The sequence below is a fragment of the Streptomyces sp. NPDC059248 genome (assembly GCF_042753905.1).
Lineage (GTDB): Bacteria > Actinomycetota > Actinomycetes > Streptomycetales > Streptomycetaceae > Streptomyces.
On the sequence record NZ_JBHYZV010000001.1, the window covers coordinates 195,470 to 212,327 of the forward strand.

At 68.4% G+C, this 16,858-nt stretch carries 15 protein-coding genes and 1 tRNA gene; 8 read left to right on the top strand and 8 right to left on the bottom strand.

What is annotated here, in order from left to right; all coding sequences use genetic code 11:
- Window positions 1–46: 46 nt before the first annotated feature.
- Entirely contained in the window at window positions 47–1,435 is a 1,389-nt protein-coding gene (locus ACFXG1_RS00935) for a transcriptional regulator (RefSeq protein WP_384707737.1), read from the bottom strand.
- A 201-nt stretch (window positions 1,436–1,636) separates the two neighbouring features.
- Here ACFXG1_RS00935 and ACFXG1_RS00940 point away from each other — a divergent pair, with 201 nt between their 5' ends.
- The 4 genes from ACFXG1_RS00940 to ACFXG1_RS00955 all read left to right on the top strand — a co-directional run bounded on the left by ACFXG1_RS00940 (window position 1,637) and on the right by ACFXG1_RS00955 (window position 4,745).
- Window positions 1,637–2,077 carry an ATP-binding protein gene (locus ACFXG1_RS00940; protein ID WP_384707739.1) on the top strand — a complete coding sequence of 147 codons (441 nt, stop codon included), beginning with the start codon at window positions 1,637–1,639 and terminating at the stop codon, window positions 2,075–2,077.
- A gap of 436 nt (window positions 2,078–2,513) precedes the next feature.
- Complete coding sequence (locus tag ACFXG1_RS00945) at window positions 2,514–2,681, top strand: hypothetical protein (RefSeq protein ID WP_153480196.1); 168 nt, start codon at window positions 2,514–2,516, stop codon at window positions 2,679–2,681.
- A gap of 76 nt (window positions 2,682–2,757) precedes the next feature.
- Window positions 2,758–3,954 (top strand): JmjC domain-containing protein, encoded by a 1,197-nt coding sequence (locus ACFXG1_RS00950; RefSeq protein ID WP_384707745.1) that lies wholly within the window; start codon window positions 2,758–2,760, stop codon window positions 3,952–3,954.
- Window positions 3,888–4,745, top strand: a complete 858-nt coding sequence (locus ACFXG1_RS00955) for an aldo/keto reductase (RefSeq protein ID WP_384707748.1) — start codon at window positions 3,888–3,890, stop codon at window positions 4,743–4,745. The genes ACFXG1_RS00950 and ACFXG1_RS00955 overlap by 67 nt, the downstream gene beginning before the upstream one ends.
- On the opposite strand, the gene ACFXG1_RS00960 is transcribed toward ACFXG1_RS00955, so the two are convergent.
- From ACFXG1_RS00960 to ACFXG1_RS00975, 4 genes are all read right to left on the bottom strand, one after another.
- Window positions 4,733–5,590: a hypothetical protein gene (locus tag ACFXG1_RS00960; RefSeq protein WP_384707751.1), complete on the bottom strand. Its 858-nt coding sequence runs from the start codon at window positions 5,588–5,590 to the stop codon at window positions 4,733–4,735. The two genes, ACFXG1_RS00955 and ACFXG1_RS00960, sit on opposite strands and share 13 nt — an antisense overlap.
- 141 nt (window positions 5,591–5,731) lie before the next feature.
- Window positions 5,732–7,447, bottom strand: a complete 1,716-nt coding sequence (locus ACFXG1_RS00965; protein ID WP_384707754.1) for a relaxase/mobilization nuclease domain-containing protein — start codon at window positions 7,445–7,447, stop codon at window positions 5,732–5,734.
- Complete coding sequence (gene mobC / locus ACFXG1_RS00970; RefSeq protein ID WP_384707757.1) at window positions 7,444–7,935, bottom strand: plasmid mobilization relaxosome protein MobC; 492 nt, start codon at window positions 7,933–7,935, stop codon at window positions 7,444–7,446. Before mobC ends, ACFXG1_RS00965 begins: the two co-directional genes overlap by 4 nt.
- 645 nt (window positions 7,936–8,580) lie before the next feature.
- On the bottom strand, window positions 8,581–9,846 hold the full coding sequence (locus ACFXG1_RS00975; RefSeq protein WP_384707760.1) for a DUF3631 domain-containing protein: 1,266 nt from the start codon (window positions 9,844–9,846) through the stop codon (window positions 8,581–8,583).
- A gap of 267 nt (window positions 9,847–10,113) precedes the next feature.
- Here ACFXG1_RS00975 and ACFXG1_RS00980 point away from each other — a divergent pair, with 267 nt between their 5' ends.
- The 3 genes from ACFXG1_RS00980 to ACFXG1_RS00990 all read left to right on the top strand — a co-directional run bounded on the left by ACFXG1_RS00980 (window position 10,114) and on the right by ACFXG1_RS00990 (window position 12,667).
- The gene (locus tag ACFXG1_RS00980) at window positions 10,114–10,638 is read left to right on the top strand and encodes a helix-turn-helix domain-containing protein (protein ID WP_384707763.1); all 525 of its coding nucleotides are present in this window, start codon (window positions 10,114–10,116) and stop codon (window positions 10,636–10,638) included.
- A 129-nt stretch (window positions 10,639–10,767) separates the two neighbouring features.
- Window positions 10,768–11,124 carry a helix-turn-helix domain-containing protein gene (locus tag ACFXG1_RS00985; protein ID WP_384707766.1) on the top strand — a complete coding sequence of 119 codons (357 nt, stop codon included), beginning with the start codon at window positions 10,768–10,770 and terminating at the stop codon, window positions 11,122–11,124.
- 25 nt (window positions 11,125–11,149) lie between these two features.
- Window positions 11,150–12,667, top strand: a complete 1,518-nt coding sequence (locus ACFXG1_RS00990; RefSeq protein WP_384707769.1) for a LacI family DNA-binding transcriptional regulator — start codon at window positions 11,150–11,152, stop codon at window positions 12,665–12,667.
- Window positions 12,668–12,686: 19 nt separating this feature from the next.
- Here ACFXG1_RS00990 and ACFXG1_RS00995 read toward each other — a convergent pair whose 3' ends face one another.
- From ACFXG1_RS00995 to ACFXG1_RS01005, 3 genes are all read right to left on the bottom strand, one after another.
- A complete protein-coding gene (locus ACFXG1_RS00995) occupies window positions 12,687–14,795 on the bottom strand; it encodes a hypothetical protein (protein ID WP_384707772.1) in 2,109 nt (702 codons plus the stop codon).
- Between the two features lie 230 nt (window positions 14,796–15,025).
- Window positions 15,026–15,099, bottom strand: a tRNA-Pro gene (locus ACFXG1_RS01000).
- A 78-nt stretch (window positions 15,100–15,177) separates the two neighbouring features.
- Window positions 15,178–16,104, bottom strand: a complete 927-nt coding sequence (locus ACFXG1_RS01005) for a metallophosphoesterase (protein WP_384707775.1) — start codon at window positions 16,102–16,104, stop codon at window positions 15,178–15,180.
- A gap of 153 nt (window positions 16,105–16,257) precedes the next feature.
- Here ACFXG1_RS01005 and ACFXG1_RS01010 point away from each other — a divergent pair, with 153 nt between their 5' ends.
- Window positions 16,258–16,722: a GatB/YqeY domain-containing protein gene (locus tag ACFXG1_RS01010; RefSeq protein ID WP_384707778.1), complete on the top strand. Its 465-nt coding sequence runs from the start codon at window positions 16,258–16,260 to the stop codon at window positions 16,720–16,722.
- Window positions 16,723–16,858: the final 136 nt, after the last annotated feature.

Sequence of the window (16,858 nt, forward strand, 5' to 3'; positions counted from 1 at the left end):
ACTCACGGACGCCCGCTCTGAGGGGTAAGTCTCTGAGCAGCGATGATCAGGCTGCCACGGGCACGGCCTGGAGGCGCTCGCGGAATTCCCGTACGGACGGGACGGCCCGATGGGGTTCGAGCTGGGAGGAGAACTCCTTCAAGCGGTCCAGCGCCCGCACGGAACTGACCTTGTCCTCCAGAAGCGCTGCCCCGTAGTTCGCGGCGTCCAGCGCTCCGTCCAGGTCGCCACCGGCCAGCCGGGCCTCGGCCAGTCGACTGGAACGGACGGCCTTGTCCCGGGGCGCCGCCCGCTCGACAGAGACCTCCAGGGATCGCGTCGCTCGCTCCACCTGCCCCGCGCGGAGTAGCACCTTGCCCTCCGTCGATTTCACCTGCGCCTCGCCGAACCAGTCGAGCCAGTCCGGGGCGTCACCCGCCGTCTGGCGCTCCCAGAGGGAAGCGGCACGGTTGAGGGCTGTGCCGGCCCTCTGGTGATCACCGTCGCGTGACAGCGCCTCGGCCTTGTGCAGGTAGAGGAAGCACTGAGCGGAGGGAGATAGTGCGCGGGGAGCGTTGTCGATGCCGGTCGAGATCAGGTCGACCCGCTCGGCCGTACGTCCGGCTTCGGAGACGTGGACGCCCATCTCGGCCAGGATGAAGGCGCCGAAGGCGTCGTCCCCGCCGGTACGGGCGCTGCGCAGTGCCCCGACGTAGTACCGCTGGCCCGCGGACCGCAGCCCCGCGTCGTACGCCATCCAGCCGGTCAGGTGCGAGGTCCGGGCGGCCAGCGCGTACAGGCGGACCCGGATGTCGTCCGTGTACCGGCCGCCGCTGAGCAGGCCCGTGACCAGGGAGAGGTCGCCTCGGGCCTGTTCCAGGAGCCGGGCACCCCCCAGCTGATCATCGAGGGTGCGAAGGGTGCTGACGCGCTGCTCGATCATCGAGACCATCACGTCGGTGACGCGGTCTCCGTTGATCGCCGAGGCGAATGCGGAGGGTGCTTCGACCCAGCTCGACGCGAGCCCTGTCAAGGTAGCGCCGGTGATGGTGAGAAAGCCTCGTCGATCCAACCGTCCACTCCCCACGAGATCGGCCAGAGCCTCGACGGTGCCGGCCTCGGTCCAAGGCGCGGTGAGCCCCGTCACCTCCCAGACCGGAAGCCACCGAGGCCAGCCCTCCGCCTGCGCCCGTTCGTATGGAACAGACAGCAGGTCACTGAGCACGCGCTGAGCGTCCGCGTCCGGTTCCTGACCTTGCTCCCACTTCCAGACCGTCGTGCGATTCGTCGCCAGGGGGATGCCGAGCAGCTTGCCACGCGTCTGCATGAGGCGGGCGAACTCGGCCTTCCCCCATCCGCGCGACTGACGGACGAAGGTCAAGGGGTGGACAGCTAAGGACTCACCGGGCACGTCATCACTCCTGTCGTATCCCAACAGGGCGGCCGGGCACTGCATTCCACCCCTACGTACGAGGGTGGCGTCCCCTGGAGAAACCCCCCAGAAACGTTCCGTACCCGAGGGGCCCGGCCGTTGACTGGACCTCAGTCGTCCTCGGGCCGAGCTCGCACCTTCGCCCCGGACGGACATCAGATCGACGGCTTCGCTCGCGTTCCTGTCCTGGCGGAGCCGCCTTCCAACTCTGTGGAGGCATCCACCATGTCCTCGCTCGCCACCCGTCTCGTCCTCATGGGCAGGGAAGAGGAGGTCTCCATCGCCCGGCGCTCGGTCGTGGAGCGGGTCCGCGCGTGGGGCTTCATGGATGAGGAGACGACCGAGACGATCCGTCTCATCATCTCTGAACTGGTCAGCAACGCGGTGGTCCACGGTGAGGGCCCTGTCACGATCACCGTTCTCGGGCGTCCCAGCGGCCTGCTGATCGACGTGCGAGACGGCAACCACGAGGCTCCCCGGACAGGGAGCTTCGGTACTGAGAACGAGCATGGCCGGGGCCTTGCCCTGGTGGACGCCCTTGCGGTGCGGTCGGGATGGGAGCCGCTCGGGCGCGGCAAGCGGGTCTGGGCCGAGGTCGCACTTTCAGGACTGAGATCGGTTGGTCCTCGGACGCCGTGTGAGCCCCAGCTTCGCCCGGCCGTCTGATGTATCCGCTTCGCCCGTCGCCTCTTCCCGACCCGGACATCGTCTTCCGGCCTACCCGCCGAGACATTGACCCGAGCACGGGGGAGCCCACCGCCCACGCCCTGTGGGATCGCCACGAGTGGCAGCCGTACGGCGAGTGCTGGCTGTGGTGCGGACGGCAGAACGTCGAGGTGACGTGGATCGGCCCGGTTCGGTCCAGCGGAATGCATGCGTCCCTGTACGCCTGCCGGGCCTGTCTGTACGAGCTTGATCAGCGGGTCCTGGACGCCAACATCCGCTGGGACGCCCGCACCGCTCGCTGACGCCGTGATGAGGTCTCCGAACCTCCGGCTACCCGTGCCCTATGTCATCCGCACCCAGCACCAACAGGGGTGCGGCCCCCCAACCTCCACCGGAATGCCGGCGGGAGGAACCCAAGAGGAAGGAGAACAACGAGGTGGCAGAGAACACGACACCGTCGTCGGCCCGGAACGGCCTCCTGGTGGCGGTCGAGGAGCTGACCTCCGTCCACGACCGGTACGACAGCCTCCGGTCGGACAACGCCGGCAGCTCCGGCGACTCGCCGTGGCCCGGAGGCGACGGCAACCTGCACGACAGCGAGTAGCGGGCGGCGGTGGGGTCCGTGGTTCTGCCCGCGGACCCCACCGCTCCCTATCAGCCGATCTCATGAGGAGGAATTGATGGAACACCGGTTGATCAGCGCCATCGAGGCGGCGCTCAGGTGGAACGGCGCGGGCGAACTCGGCAAGGACTTCGCGCGGGGAAGCATCGACGACCCGGGCCTCATCTCGCGCGTACTCACCCCGAACCGCCTGCTCGACATCGTCATGCGCCGGAGCATGAACCGCCCGCAGTTCCGGGTCTTCCAGGAGAGCAAGGAAGTGCACCCGGCCATCTACTTCACCGACAGCGTCAGCCCCCGGGGCCAGAGCATCCCCATGGTGAACATGCACAGCCTCGGCCGGCTGCTGGGGGAGGGGGCCACGGTCATCCTCGACCAGGCCAACGTCTTCGACCCGACGATGGAGGCCGCCTGCCGGGCCCTCCAGTGGTGGTCGCACGAGCGCGTCCAGGTCAACGCGTATCTGACGACAAACGAGGCCTCGGGTTTCCCACTGCACTGGGACGACCACGACGTGGTGATCGTCCAGCTGGCAGGGGAGAAGGGCTGGGAGGTCCGGGGCACGTCTCGGTCCGTACCTCTGTACCGGGACGCCGACCCCAACGACACCCCGAGCGAGGAGATCATCTGGTCAGGGGTCATGAAAGCCGGTGACGTGATGCACATTCCCCGCGGCCACTGGCACCAGGCGACTCGTAACGGCCACGGGTCGGGAAAGAGCCTCCACGTCACCTTCGGGATCACCAAGCGCACCGGCGCGAGCTGGCTGGCGTGGCTGGGCGACTGGTGCCGGGAGCAGGAGATCTTCCGGCACGACCTGGACCGTCGTGACGGAGAGGCGTTCCACACCCTGACGGAGGCCGCCGGACAGCTGGTCGCCGAGCGCTCGCCGGCCGACTTCCTGGCCGCGTACGAGCAGGCGATGCCGCTTCCCCGGCAGGTTCCCTTTCTGGACGTCTTCGGATCACTCGACGCCGTGGTGTGCACCACCCACTTCCCTCCGCGCATCGAGGAGAACGGCGAGACCGTCGACGTCTTGGCCTCGGGGAAGAAGCTGACTCTCCTGGCCAAGGCACTGCCCTCGCTGCGGCTGCTGCTGAGCGGGAGGCCCGTGCAGCTGGACCGGGCGGTCTCCGTCGTCGGGTCCGAAGCGGTGGAGGTCGCCGAGATCCTGGTGAAGGAGGAGCTGTGCGCGGTGCTCACCCCCGAGTTGTCCTCGGGCTACACCGGTCTCGTCACGAACGCCGCCTCCTGACAGGGGCGCTGGATCTCGGCGTCACCTCGATCGACACGAGCGCCAACTACCTCGGCTTCCGCTCGCACACCGTCCTGGCGCGGATAGCCGGTGATCTCCTGCCGAGGCTCACGGTCTCCACGAAGGTGGGCTACTTCCCCGGACGGGAGCGGGTGGAGCACTCTCTGGACCCCGTCCGGCTGTACGAGGCCGTGGAACACGCCGCTCGGCATCTCGGACGGGAGCCCGACCTGGTGTTCCTGCACAACCCGGACCACTCCCTCGGTGACGCCTCCGCCCATGGCCGGGACGTACTGGCCCAAGCGTGCGCCGCGCTGGACGACGCCACATCGAAGGGGCTGTGCGGTGCCTGGGGCGTCGCCTCCTGGGACCCGTCACCGCTGGTCGGCCTGGTCGATCCGACCACGCCGAAACCGTCGGTCCTCATGGCGCGAGCCGGGCTGCTGGTCGGTACCAGAACGCTCGACGCCGCCGAAGCCCTCGCGGCGGCCTGGGACCTCGACCGCAGTCGGTTGTGGGGCATGAGCCCCTTCGGCGGCAGCACGGGGGACCCGGTATGGGATCGGATCGACCCCCGGGTCTTCCTTCGAGGCGGTGAAGGATTCTCCCGTGTCCAGGCAGCCTTTCGGGCCTCGTACTGCCTCCCGGGTGTCGGGACCATGGCCGTGGGCACGGATGATCCGGCTCATCTGGGCGAACTGCTCGACGCCCTGGCCGCCGAGCCCGATGAGCGGACGATCCACGAGTACCGCACCCTCCTCCGGGAGCGGTCGATGGGTCAGCCGGCCTGAAGCTCCGCGATGACCTGACGTGCCCTGTGCCGGGCGGGTTCGACCCTGGGGTCTTCCGGGTGCGCGTCCGGCCCGAGGATCTTCGCGCACACGAAGAGCGTCATCAGCTTGCCGTCCCGGCTCTCGAAGTCGTGCCCCCGCTCGCGTCGTACGCGGTCGGCCAGAGCGGGGACGGCGAGCGAGGCGGCCCATAGAGTTCCGGCGTCGAGCCCGTGAGGGGCGTTTCCCCAGTCCTCCCAGTCGAAGAGGGAGAAGACGGGCGCGCTCATGTTGGCCCAGTTCAGGTCGGCGTGAGCCGGAACCCACCGCTCGACGGTCGTGTCGATCACCTCGGGGAACACGTCCCGGATCGACCCGCTGACCAGCTCCTGTGTGATCGTGACGGTGTCCGGAGTGGCTACGCGCTTGGTCGTGTTCCGTGCGAGCGCGTCCAGTGAAGAACCGAAGTCCCGCCACCACTCCTCCGACAGCGTCGGCTCCTCCGCTAGGACGGCGGTCCCGATCGGCGTACCGGGAAGGAGATCGGTCTCGTCGGCCCGCCACATCACCGGCTCGTCCGCGTCCTGCCAGACCACACATCCCCGCCACGCGGGCTGGGCGACGCCCTCAAGGCGCGCTGCGCTCTCCGTACCGTTCCACCCCTGGTCGGTGATTCTGTCGAGGGGCCGACGTTCCACCCGTACCCAGGTGTCGCTGTCGGTCCGTGCGCCGACGGATCGGCGTTTGCGTACCACCGTGCTCGGGTCCAGTCGGGTCTGAAGGGACCGCTCGACGCGGTCAAGAACCTTGTCGACCGGCTCGACTCGGAGGTCGACAGAGCGGACAGCGGAGACCGAGTGCGTCATGCGGGGACCGTAGCAGCGGGCCGCGGTGCCACGGGGGCATCTGAGCCAAGAGGGGCGAGCGGTTACCTGATGCCTACGGCGTGACCCGGGTACAGCGACGGCCTCCTTCGGACGCAGCGAAGGAGGCCGTCAGCGGTCGGACTATCGGCGTGGACTGGGCCGTGGCGTCGGGCTCAACAGCGTTGCGGCGACGGGCTCGTTCTGGTGCACGACTATCGGCCTTGCAGCCCTGGTCGAGCGTGCCTGAGCTGCGAGGGCGCGGTCGCTTGGCGGTGGCCGGTGGGCGAGGCGGCGGATCCGCCAGGTGAGGACCTCCGCAGGGGAAACGGCGTCATCCAGGGTGCGCTGGTGGGTCCCGGCCTGGAGCAGTCGTCGTGGGTCATGTCCTGCGGTTTCGGCCTCCGAGAGAGCGGTGGCCAGGGCGGGCCAGGCGGGGTCGGCGAGGACCGTCTCCCCGTGATCGGGGACCACCGTCCGGATGTGCTGGGCCAACCGCGCCACCTTGTCGGTCGGTGGCCTGCGGTCGGCGAGGGCGGCCAAGGGCGCGGCGGCTGCTTGACCGTAGGCGGCCCGGAGATGGAGCAGGGTCTGTTGGGCGGCTGCGACTTGCTGGTCGTGGTGACGGAGCCGGTGCCATCGGACGGTGGCGATGACGGCCAGGAGGGCCATGTCCAGGAACATCGCCAGTCCACTGCTGTCACCGCCGGCTGGTGCGGTCCGCAAGGCGCGGACGGCTCCGCGCAGGGCTCGGGCCTGGTCGTGCCGGGCCCGGACCCGGGAGCGGGTTGCTCGTTCGAAGGCCGTGGCGGCTTGGCGGAGCTGGGGACGGAGGTCGTCGGGGGCGACCAGCGGCAGGGCGTCGAGTGCTTCTCCGAAGGCGGCGATATGGGCCTGGGCGGTCTCGTCGTCGGCCTGGTCGAGGTGGTGCGGGATGCGTTCGGACGCGGCGGTGGCCTGGTGCCAGGGGTCGGGCCTTCGGCGGGTCCCAGTCGGGTCGGCTGGTGGTGCTTCGGTGGCGTCGAGGCGTTGGCGGATCTGGGGATAGGAGAGGTCGGGTGCGAGCTTGGATCCGGAGAACCAGATGGGCTCGCCCCGGGCGTTGGTGTCGCCGCTGAGGGCGATCTTGTAGTCGCGTATGTCGCCGGACGGGAAGTGCTGGACATCGACGAGGACGCCCTCCACCCCGGTCAGTACGCGGATGAACTCCTCTGGACTGGTGGAGGCGGCGACCACGGTACGGACGGTGGTACGCAGGTGCTCGCGACTGGTCGTCTGCCGACCGGTCCGCAGTGCCTTCTCCTTCTCGGCGCGGGTGGGGCGCTGGGCGGCAGTGCGGTCTCCGCGGACGAGCTGCCGGAGGCCGTACTCCTTCTCGATGGAGGCGAGCTCGCGGTCGGCATTGAGGTAGTCGTGCCAGTGGCGCGCGGGGTTCAGGTCGCCCCGGACTTTGGTGGCGGCGATGTGGATGTGGTCGGAGGCGTGGCGCACAGCCACCCACCGGCATCCGTCCGGGTCACCCTCGGGGGCTATGCCGGTGGCCGCGACGATTCGCCGGGCGATGTCCGCCCACTCGTCGTCACTGAGAATCCGATCCTCAGGTGCGGCCCGGATCGAGCAGTGCCAGACGTGCTGCTTGGGTCCCCGGCCGAGCCACCTGGCCTGCTTGACCCGCAGGTCGAGGTCGGCGACGAGGAGCTTCTTGGTGGCGTCGAAGTCATCGGCCCGGCCAGGGTCCGGGGCGAAGCCGTCCCAGGAGGCGACCAGGTGCGGGTCGGTGTGGTCCTTGGCCTCCTTCGTGTCGAACAGGTACCGGATGAGACCAGCGGTGCTCTTGCCGCTGCCGACCCTCGCGATCATTCGGCCGCCTTCGCGGAGACGGTCTCGTTCATGACCCCGGCGACCTCGGCGATAGTGGCGCGCACAGTGCCGAGGGTCTGGTGGGCGCGGTCGAGGAGGGCGGTGTCCCCAGGGTGGGGAACGCCTCCGGCGTTCAGCCGGCGGGCGATCTGGTTGACGTTGTTTCCGATACGGGCCACCTCGGTACGCAGGGCGTCGAGCCGGTCGAGGTGGTCGTCGAGGCGGGTGCGCTGTCCGGGCAGGCCGCTGGCGAGTTCTCCGTCGAGGTAGGCCATGACCACGGCACCGACGAAGTGCGCGCCGGCTATCTCCAGCTCGCGAGCCTTGCCGACGATCCGGGCTTTCTCCTCGGCGCTGTAGCGGACATCGACCCGTTCCTTGCGCTGGACTTCCTCGCGGTCACGTCGTCGGGCGACGCGATGCAGGGTGGCAGAACCTCCGTCGTCGACGGCCTTCTCCTCTTCGGGCACCCCCTGGTGCCCGATCACCTCCGCCACCCCTGGGGCGGAGGAGTTCGCGTTGGACCGGCCCTTGGACGGTCCAACGCCATACCTTGCTGCGCTGGTTGCTGTGGGTGTGGTCGTCTCCTGCTGGTCGATGGTGCGCTCGCTGTGATGGACGTGCATGTGGGTCTTCTCCCTGCGGCGGTCATTGGAGGGCTGGGGCGTGCCGAAGCTCGGGTCGGTTGGAGGCGGCGTCGGTGAGGGGTGGGAGACCGGGTTCGGGGGCCAGCCGGAGCGGACGACCGCAAGTGGGTGGCTCAGTGGCTGGTCGTCTTGGTCCGGTGTGTGGTCCGCGATGCCGGAGATGGTCCGCAGCCTTGCGGACCAGAGCGGTGGTCTCGCGGACCAAGAGCAGGTGCATCGCGCTGACCTGCGGAATGTGTGGTCCGCAGACCGGTCCGGTCCGTGCGGACCACTTTTGTACGTACACATCTGGTCCGCGGTCCGGTCCGGCGGACCAAGCCGGTGTGGTTGTGGTCCGGGCTGGGGCTGGCTGGACTCGTCCCAGTCGTCCCGTTGCTGGTCAGGGGCGGTACGGGTGGGGCGGTGATGTCGGGTTGACCCGTTGCGAGCCCGGGACCCGTCCCCGTGCTGACCTGCGCGGGGACGGGTGGGACGGGTCGATACGGGTTACGCGCCGGGCTGGGCGGGTTCCTGCTGCGGGGCCGGGGTGGGGCAGTAGCGGTCCCAGGCGTCGGTGAACTGGTGGCGGGCGAAGCCCTTGGCCTGGGTTCCGCCGGGGAAGCGGTGGTTGGCGGAGCTGATGCCGTAGTCCTTCAGGAGAAGTTGAAGTCCGCGTGGGGTGAGTCCGTGGGGGCCGTATTCGGCCCAGGGGGCTTCGGTGTCGGCGTTGAGCTGTTCGATGAGGCGGCCGGTGCGCAGGGTGGCGGGGTCGCCTTCGGCGGCGAAGACGCGGCGGATGTCGGTCAGGATCCGGGTGCGCAGGGCTCCGTCCTCGTCCTGTCCGGCCTCGTGGGCGGTCATGGTCCGGCAGGCCGTACGGGCGAGGGTGGGCCATTCGCCCTGGGCAAGGTCGGCGACGATGATCAGGGGTTCCCAGGTGTCGGCGGCGCGGTCTTCGACCGGCATGGCCGGTTCCATGTCCATCGCTTCGGCGTGCTGGGGGTGGAGCCATGCGGTGAGGCGGTCGCGTATCGCGTTGAGGGCGGGGGTGTCGCGGCCGGTGCGGAAGGCGGCCACGGTCTCACCGGCTGCCCGGCGGCGCATCCGGACGACGACGGAGCGGTCCATGATCGTGTCGGGGAGGTCGCCGATGCCGGCGAGGGCGGCCATGGCGAAGGTGGGGAACTTGACCGGCTTGTGTTCGGGGCCGGTCACGCGCAGGGTCGGCCGGTTGCGCTGGTGGCCGGCGTTCAGGAGGCCGCGCAGGTCCTCGTTGCGCTCGGCGGCCTTGAGGGTGCCGAAGAGGGTGTCGGCCTCGTCGACCAGCAGGGTCGGCGGGTTCTCGGTGATCGACCGGAAGATGGCCGCCGGGCTGGCGTTGACCGTGATCAGCGGCGCGTGCACCGTCTCGGTCACCACGTCCAGGAGCCGCGACTTCCCGCACCGCTTCGCCGGTCCGACCACCGCGAGGCGAGGCGCGTGCTGCCACGCGGTTTGCAGGTGGGTGGCCGCCACCCACAGGGTGACCGCGGTCACCGCCTCCTCGCTCGGAAGCACCACGAACCGCTTGACCTGCGCCCGCAGGTCAGACAGGACCCGCGCGCCCTCGGACAGCGGCTCGACATGGCCGTTCGCCTCGGGCTTCTCACCACGGGTGGGCTCGGCCGGAGTGGTGTTGCCCGGCTGACCGGGGACGGCGGTCGGAGGCCAGGGCACGGACCTTGGGGTGGTGTCCTCGGTCGGGGATGGCGTGTTCGGCTGGGGGTCGGTCATACTGGGCTTCAGCTCCTCTGCTCGCGGGCCATATGGGACGGCAATCCCGGCCTCGCGGGTCGATTGCTAGGGATGGCGGTTGAGAGGTTTGCGCTTGAGCCCCCTGGTGCCGATGGCATCAGGGGGCTTCTTCGTTGGCGTGGTCGTGTCCTGCCCTACAAGCATGCCACAGGAATTGCGAATCGCAGTAGTGTTCTGCATCTCGCAGAATTCATGTTACGGTTGTGGGGTAGCCGGGAACGATCAGCCCTGCACGCATGGAAGGAGGTGTTCACGGTGGACGACGGCCAGGAGGGCGTTCTGCTCAGTGGCGAGGAGAACGTCGCGGTCCGGATCAAGCTGGAGCGCGAGGCCCGCGGGTGGAGCACCAACGCCCTGTCCGACCGCCTCAACGAGGCCGGCTTCGACATGAACCCGTCTGCGGTCTGGCGGATCGAGAACCGCAAACGCCGCATCAACCTTGACGAGGCCATCGGGTTCGCCGAAGTCTTCGGCGTCTCCCTGCGTAACCTCGTCGGGCCCCCGAGGCTCGCGGCCAAGGCCCGCGCCATGGAACTCATCGACGACGTCGTGGCCGCCCACCGGGAGACCCAGCGCGCGAACCACGCCTTCACCCAGGCCCGCGACGCCTTCGACGCCTACATCGCCGAACATCCCGACATCAGCGAAGAGGCTGAAGTCATGGTCTCCAACGCCATCGCCGAAGCCCTCATGCAGGCCAACCTCGCCACGCACGGGCCCACCCCCGGAGGTCCGAGGGGCACCGGCCACGCCGACTCCCCCGAGGAGTAGCCCCTCCTCAACGCCCAGCCTGGTTCCGCAAACCCCAGGCGCGGGTAACACGCCACGCCATCCCTAACGATCGACCGGCCAGACCGGGGTTGCCGCCCCACACCACCTGGCCAGAACAGGACACCCCCTTTGCGCCGATCCGTCATACCGCCTGCTCTGAACTCGGACGCCGCTCCGCCGCGTCTCTACCTCCCGGAGGAGGTCGCCGCCTTCCTCGGCTGCTCCGCCTGGTGGGTCAAGGACCGTGCCCGTCGGCGGCTCATTCCCTTCACCCGCGTCGGCCGCGCCTACCGCTTCACCGCTGAGCACCTCGTGGAGATCATCCATATGCACGAGGCTCGCCCCGCCGTTCCGCAGCAGCGAGTGTCGGCCGCACCGCTGCCCACTCCTCCCACTTCCTCCTCGCCCGCTGCTGTGCCCACGTCCCGGCTCCGCGCCCGGCTGCCTCGCCGAGCCCGCCAGAGCCGCTTCGGGACCGCCGCCTAGCTCGACGAGGGGAGGGAGAAGCAACGTGGGCTTCGCGGAGAAGCGTGGAAACTACTGGCGCGGCCGGTACAAGACCGAGCCCGGCAAACACCTCACGGTCGTCGACGAGAACGGCAAGACGATCAAGTTCGCGACCAAGGGCGAAGCCCAGCGCGCCGCGAGCGAGGCCGAGAACAAGTACCGGCGCGGCGACTGGCGTGACCCGGCGCTCGGCCTGGAGACCTTCGGCGAGTACGCGGGCCGTTGGTATGCCGCCCAGGACCTGGCCGCCTCGACGATGCAGAACTACAAGCGCCACATCGAGGAGCACCTGCTCCCCGACTTCGAGGGCAAGGCACTGAGCGGTGTCCTCCGCACGGACGTTGAGCTGTGGGAGAAGAAGGAGCGGGCCGTGTACGCGGCCTCCAGCGTGAAGACATGGCATTCGACGCTCCACCTGATCTTCGAGGACGCGATCGACGAAGGGCTGATCACCTCCAACCCGGCCGCCCGGCGGCGCGGGCGCGGCAAGCGCGCCGGCCGGTCCCGGGACCGCGGCCCGGAGAAGGTCGTCACCGATGCACTCGGCATCCTGCTGGCCGCCGAGCGTGCCGCCCTGCTGTCCGGTCGCGACGACGAGTTCGTCGCCGTGGTCCTCAAGGGCTACACGGGCAAGCGCTGGGGCGAGATCGCCGGCCTGGAAACGGAGTTCGTCCGGCCGCACGCGTTCCGTATCGAGTGGCAGCTGTACGAGCTGGACACCGGTGAGCTGGTCCGCTGTCCGCCCAAGGATGACAGCTACCGAACCATCGACTCGATGGGCTGGCTGTCGGCCCTGGTCCTCAACCACATCGCCCATACGAAGCCGACGCCCTGCCCCTGCCACGGACGGACGTATGTCCTCCGTGGCCAGGGAGCGGCCCGCACCGGTGGGCACCAGGGAGCGAAGCTCGTCGACGTTGCCTGTCTCGCCGGGGTCTCCACGGGGACGGTCTCCAACGTCCTCAACCACCCCGACCGTGTCACCGAAGCCACGCGGGCACGGGTGGAGAAGGCTGTCGCGGACCTCGGGTTCGTTCGGGGCGGCGCGGCGCCGGCACCTGCTGCCCACTGGCGCAGAAACGGTTTTGCGACCTGGCTGTTCACCCCTGCGGTCTCCGGCTGGTACCCGAAGAAGGCACCGCAGGAGGCCCGGCCTGTCCCTCTGCTCGGCGAGCCGTGGCCCGGCGTCCCGGCACGGGGACGAGGCGCCGCCAATCGGGCCGACGCCTGCTGGCTGCCGATCGCCAAGGGCCTCACGCCCCATGGCCTCCGCCACACCCACCGGACGATGATGGAGGACCTCGGCACCGAGAAGGTCCTCATGGACGAGCGCATGGGCCACATCGACGGCTCCGTCTCGGCCCGCTACGCCCACGTCACCCCGGGCATGCGCAAGCGCCTCATGCTCGGCCTGACCGAGCGGTGGGAGGCAGCACTCGACGTGCGTCTGTTGATGTGCCGCACCTCTCCAGTAGGGATCCTCAACGAGCTATTGCGGACACGAGCGGCCGTGGGCCATTAGCTGATGTCAGGGGGCGGTCTCAGTGGTCGTCCCCCTGATGACAACCAAGTGGCTCGCTACCGAGGCTATTTGCGCTTGTCGCTGAGGCGGAACGCACCAGCTGCTCGAAATTTTCTACCCAGAAGCCACTTACCAGCTCTCCACGGAGCGTAAGTTTCGGGTTGATCACGATACCCATGCCACGCGTCATTGCCAGTCGGATGAAGCGATCGAACTGCTCGTCGGTCAAAATCGTCGACACCGTGAAGTCTGGCAATTCGATGCCTGCTTGGGCCCAGTTCTGGACGTACGAGTCCAGCTCCAGTGGGTTGTGGAGCAGTGAGATTACGCCCTCCACCGCGATGGGGTCACCAGTCTCAGTATCCACAAGGTAAGCGAGCGGGGCGTAGTACTGCTTGCAGTCGGAGTAGGCGTTTCCGATGGCTCGCGTGTACTGCACCACCTTGGCTTCCGTGCAGGGCGCAGGGTCGTGCCCTTGGCTGAGTAGCCGGGAGTACGTGCCAGAGACGGAACCGTCGGCCGTGTAGCAGAAGGGATCACCAGCCTCGCGAGCCTGGGAGATGCCACGGTTCATCTCTTCCGCGGCTTGTGCGGCGTGAGGTGCTGAGAATCGGCTTACTCGCCCACGGTCTGTAACGTAGTGCATGGCCCCGTCTTCCAAAAACAGCGCGATGCACCAGGTGCCTCGGGAAAAGTCGTCGTACTCGGATTTCCAGGCGATGGATGCGAGCTTCAACGAGGACTGCAGAAGGCCGCCAAAAAACCACTGCCCTCCCTGAACAGCGGCCAGCCATCCCTTGTAGTCGAAGTTGCGTAGCAGCCCATTCTCTCGGAAAAGGGCTGCGTCGATGCCTCCGAGGACGCGGTCTGTGGGGGTGCGGCATACCTCATGGACGAGGCCGATGTCTGCTGGCACGCCCTCCTCGTCCACTTCGACCAATGGGGCTCCGTCTTCCGAGATGGGGTCACCGCAGTGCCTGCAGAGCAAGGGGTCTTCAATACTGGAGGCTAGGGCTGCGCACTGGGTTCCGTGGGCGAGCGCCGTGAGATCTTGGTTCGGATTGTCCGTGAAGTTGGAGGGCGCCACGACCAGCCGTGTGCCCTGGTACTTGTCAAGGTGACGATCTAGATAGCGTTCGAGTCCTGCATAGGTAGCCCAGCGGCCGACGAGTTCCCACCGCTCTCCTTGGGCGATTTCTACGTACCCCTCGCTGAACTTCACACGTCTCGCACCGGCGTCGTCGAACCGCCTCACGTCTGCGATGAGGAAGTCGCACTCCTCGACCGGAGCTCGCACGAGCACTACCTCCCGCCCGTATGAGAGACCAGCGAGAAGATCTTTCGTGAAGATCTCTGAGGTGACTTCGTCGCGCTTGCCGTTGTCCTCCGCTGGCTTACTCACGTACCGCCCCATGCGCTCCTTTAGGCCGGCGGCGTTGAGAGAGAGGCGGTCTCTCGCCAGAGAGACCGAGAATGCGATCAGGGCGCTCCATAGCAATCGAGGCGGGACCACGGCCTTGCTGCCCAGCATCAGCAGAGCAGCGGCCTCCAAAGCCCCTCCTTCTCTGATGTCTAGAGAGCAGATCCGTATCCTGGCCAGGATGCGATGAATTTCCACCGGAGAGATCGGAGCCCCGGCTACGGCTTGATAGTGGTAGCTGATGATCGTCTCGGTCTTTTGCAGGACGTCCTTCTCCACGTTTGTCAGAGGGGACGCCTTGCTGTTGGACACGTTGAGTCTGGCAGCCTCAGTGAGCTTGCGAAGGACCTTTCGCACGTTGGAGGAGGCTTCGGTCGAGGTCGCGATCACGTAGACGTCGCCAGGCCGATTGTCGCCTACGTACTGACTGACGAACTGGGCCAAGACGGATCCGAAGTCCGATGAGGGGGCCGCCGACAAGCTGATCGTATTCTTCGCCTGGATGAACAGCCGGCCAGCTGGGCCAACGAGTACGAGGTCGTCGACCTTGTCGGCTGTCTCGAAGCGCAGCTCGTCGACCTGCACATCGCCGAACCCTAGGAGGTCAAGTTCTGATGCGTCACACAACATGTGGCTCATGACGAGAGCTGCTATGCGCTGCTGGAAGTCGATCCCGGAGTGTGTAGCAGCACCACCACTGTTTCCCACTGAAGCTCCCCTTGGTGGATGCATAGATACATCGATCGTCGACCAGGGCCAAGTCCAGGGTGTCCTCTAGGGCGCTGGCTGCACGGGCCCTGCACTCGGCCTCTGAGGGTGGTAGCGCTGGGGAGTCGCATGAGAAGTCGGCTCCCCAGCGGCTCCCAGGATGCCCCTATGGTGCACGTCAGGCCCGGTACTGATCTCTCAGTACCGGGCCTGACCTGGTGTTTCAGCTGTCGGGGTGGCGGGATTTGAACCCACGACCTCTTCGTCCCGAACGAAGCGCGCTGCCAAGCTGCGCCACACCCCGATGTCACCACTGTCGTGGCGACATCGATTACTTTAGCCCACCCGCGGCCCTGGGCGAAATCCGGTTTCGGGGTGGTGGCTACGGGCGCTCGACGAGGGTCAGGAGGGTGGCCTCGGGGGGGCAGGCGAAGCGGACCGGGGTGTAGCGGCTGGTGCCGCAGCCGGCGGAGACGTGGAGGTAGGAGGTGCGGGAGGCCGTGGTGTGGGTGGAGAGGCCCTTGACGCGGTCGGTGTCGAGGTCGCAGTTGGTGACCAGGGCGCCGTAGAAGGGGATGCAGAGCTGGCCGCCGTGGGTGTGGCCCGCGAGGATCAGGGGGTAGCCGTCGGCGGTGAAGGCGTCGAGGGTGCGCAGGTACGGGGCGTGGACCACGGCCAGGGACAGATCGGCGTCCTGGTCGGGGCCGCCCGCGACCTTCTCGTAGCGGTCGCGCTTGATGTGGGGGTCGTCGAGGCCCGTGAAAGCGATCTCGCCGGCGTCCAGCTTCAGCCGGCCGCGGGTGTTGCCGAGGCCCACCCAGCCCGCCGCGTCGAAGGCGTCGCGCAGTTCTTCCCACGGGTTGTGGACCGCGCCGACCACGGGGGCGTTGCCGTTGAGACCGTGGCGGCCCTGGACCTTCTCCAGCAGGTAGCGGGCCGGGTTGCGGAGCGTGGGGCCGTAGTAGTCGTTGGAGCCGAAGACGTAGACGCCGGGGAACTCCATCAGCGGGCCGAGCGCGTCCAGTGTCTCCGGTACGCCCTCCGGGTCGGAGAGGTTGTCGCCCGTGTTGACCACGAAATCGGGGCGCAGACCCGCCAGGGACTGGAGCCAGGCGCGCTTCTTGCGCTGGCCGCTGACCATGTGGATGTCCGAGACCTGGAGGACGCGCAGGGGGCGCATGCCCTTCGGGAGTACGGGGACGGTGAGTCTCCGGAGGCGGAAGGAGCGGACCTCGAAGGCGGCCGCATAGACGATTCCGGCGGTGCCGACCGCCGTGACAGCCAGGGGGACTCCGTACCGTGCGCGCATGGGTCCATCGTCGCAGACGCGGCCCCGGGCGCGGGCGGCGGAGTGATCAAGATGCCTTTCGGTGGGTTCGTCCGGTGGTGACATCGGTGCACAGCGTGACGCAGGGGTGAAATGGGTGGGCGGGAGACGACCGGTACCTGTCACACTCTCCCTATGACCACGCTCAAGGCCAAGCTCAAGGACGACCTCACCGCCTCCATCCGGGCGCGGGACGAGCTGCGCTCGGCGACGATCCGGCTCACGCTCGCCGCCGTCGCGAAGGAGGAGGTCGCGGGCAAGACCGCCCGTGAGCTCTCCGACGACGAGGTGCAGAAGGTGATCGCCCGCGAGGCGAAGAAGCGGCGCGAGGCCGCTGACGCCTTCACCAAGGGCGACCGGCCCGAGCAGGCCGCGCGGGAGCTGGCCGAGGGTGAGCTGCTGGACGCCTATCTGCCGCAGCAGCTCGGAGACGACGAGCTGAACGGCATCGTCGCCGAGGCCGTCGCGGAGGCGAAGGCCGCCGGGGCCGAGGGGCCGCGGGCGATGGGGGCCGTGATGAAGATCGTGAACCCGAAGGTCGCCGGGCGGGCCGAGGGCGGCCGGGTGGCCGCCGCGGTGAAGCGGCTGCTGGCCGGGTAGCCGGGGAACGAGTAAACGTATACGGGGTGGGGGGGGGGGGGGCCCCCTTTTCGGGGGCTCCCGGGGGGGGGGGGGGGGGGGGGGGACGGCCCGGGGGCGGAGCAGGTTGATGCGTGCGGGACAATGGGGTACGTAC

Bases quoted from the DNA above. Each gene is read 5' to 3' on its own strand.
- ACFXG1_RS00965 (WP_384707754.1), bottom strand. From the start codon at position 7,447: ATGATCGCGAGGGTCGGCAGCGGCAAGAGCACCGCTGGTCTCATCCGG.
- ACFXG1_RS01010 (WP_384707778.1), top strand. From the start codon at position 16,258: ATGACCACGCTCAAGGCCAAGCTCAAGGACGACCTCACCGCCTCCATC.
- ACFXG1_RS00940 (WP_384707739.1), top strand. From the start codon at position 1,637: ATGTCCTCGCTCGCCACCCGTCTCGTCCTCATGGGCAGGGAAGAGGAG.
- ACFXG1_RS00935 (WP_384707737.1), bottom strand. From the start codon at position 1,435: ATGCAGTGCCCGGCCGCCCTGTTGGGATACGACAGGAGTGATGACGTG.
- ACFXG1_RS00950 (WP_384707745.1), top strand. From the start codon at position 2,758: ATGGAACACCGGTTGATCAGCGCCATCGAGGCGGCGCTCAGGTGGAAC.
- ACFXG1_RS01005 (WP_384707775.1), bottom strand. From the start codon at position 16,104: ATGCGCGCACGGTACGGAGTCCCCCTGGCTGTCACGGCGGTCGGCACC.
- ACFXG1_RS00960 (WP_384707751.1), bottom strand. From the start codon at position 5,590: ATGACGCACTCGGTCTCCGCTGTCCGCTCTGTCGACCTCCGAGTCGAG.
- ACFXG1_RS00975 (WP_384707760.1), bottom strand. From the start codon at position 9,846: ATGACCGACCCCCAGCCGAACACGCCATCCCCGACCGAGGACACCACC.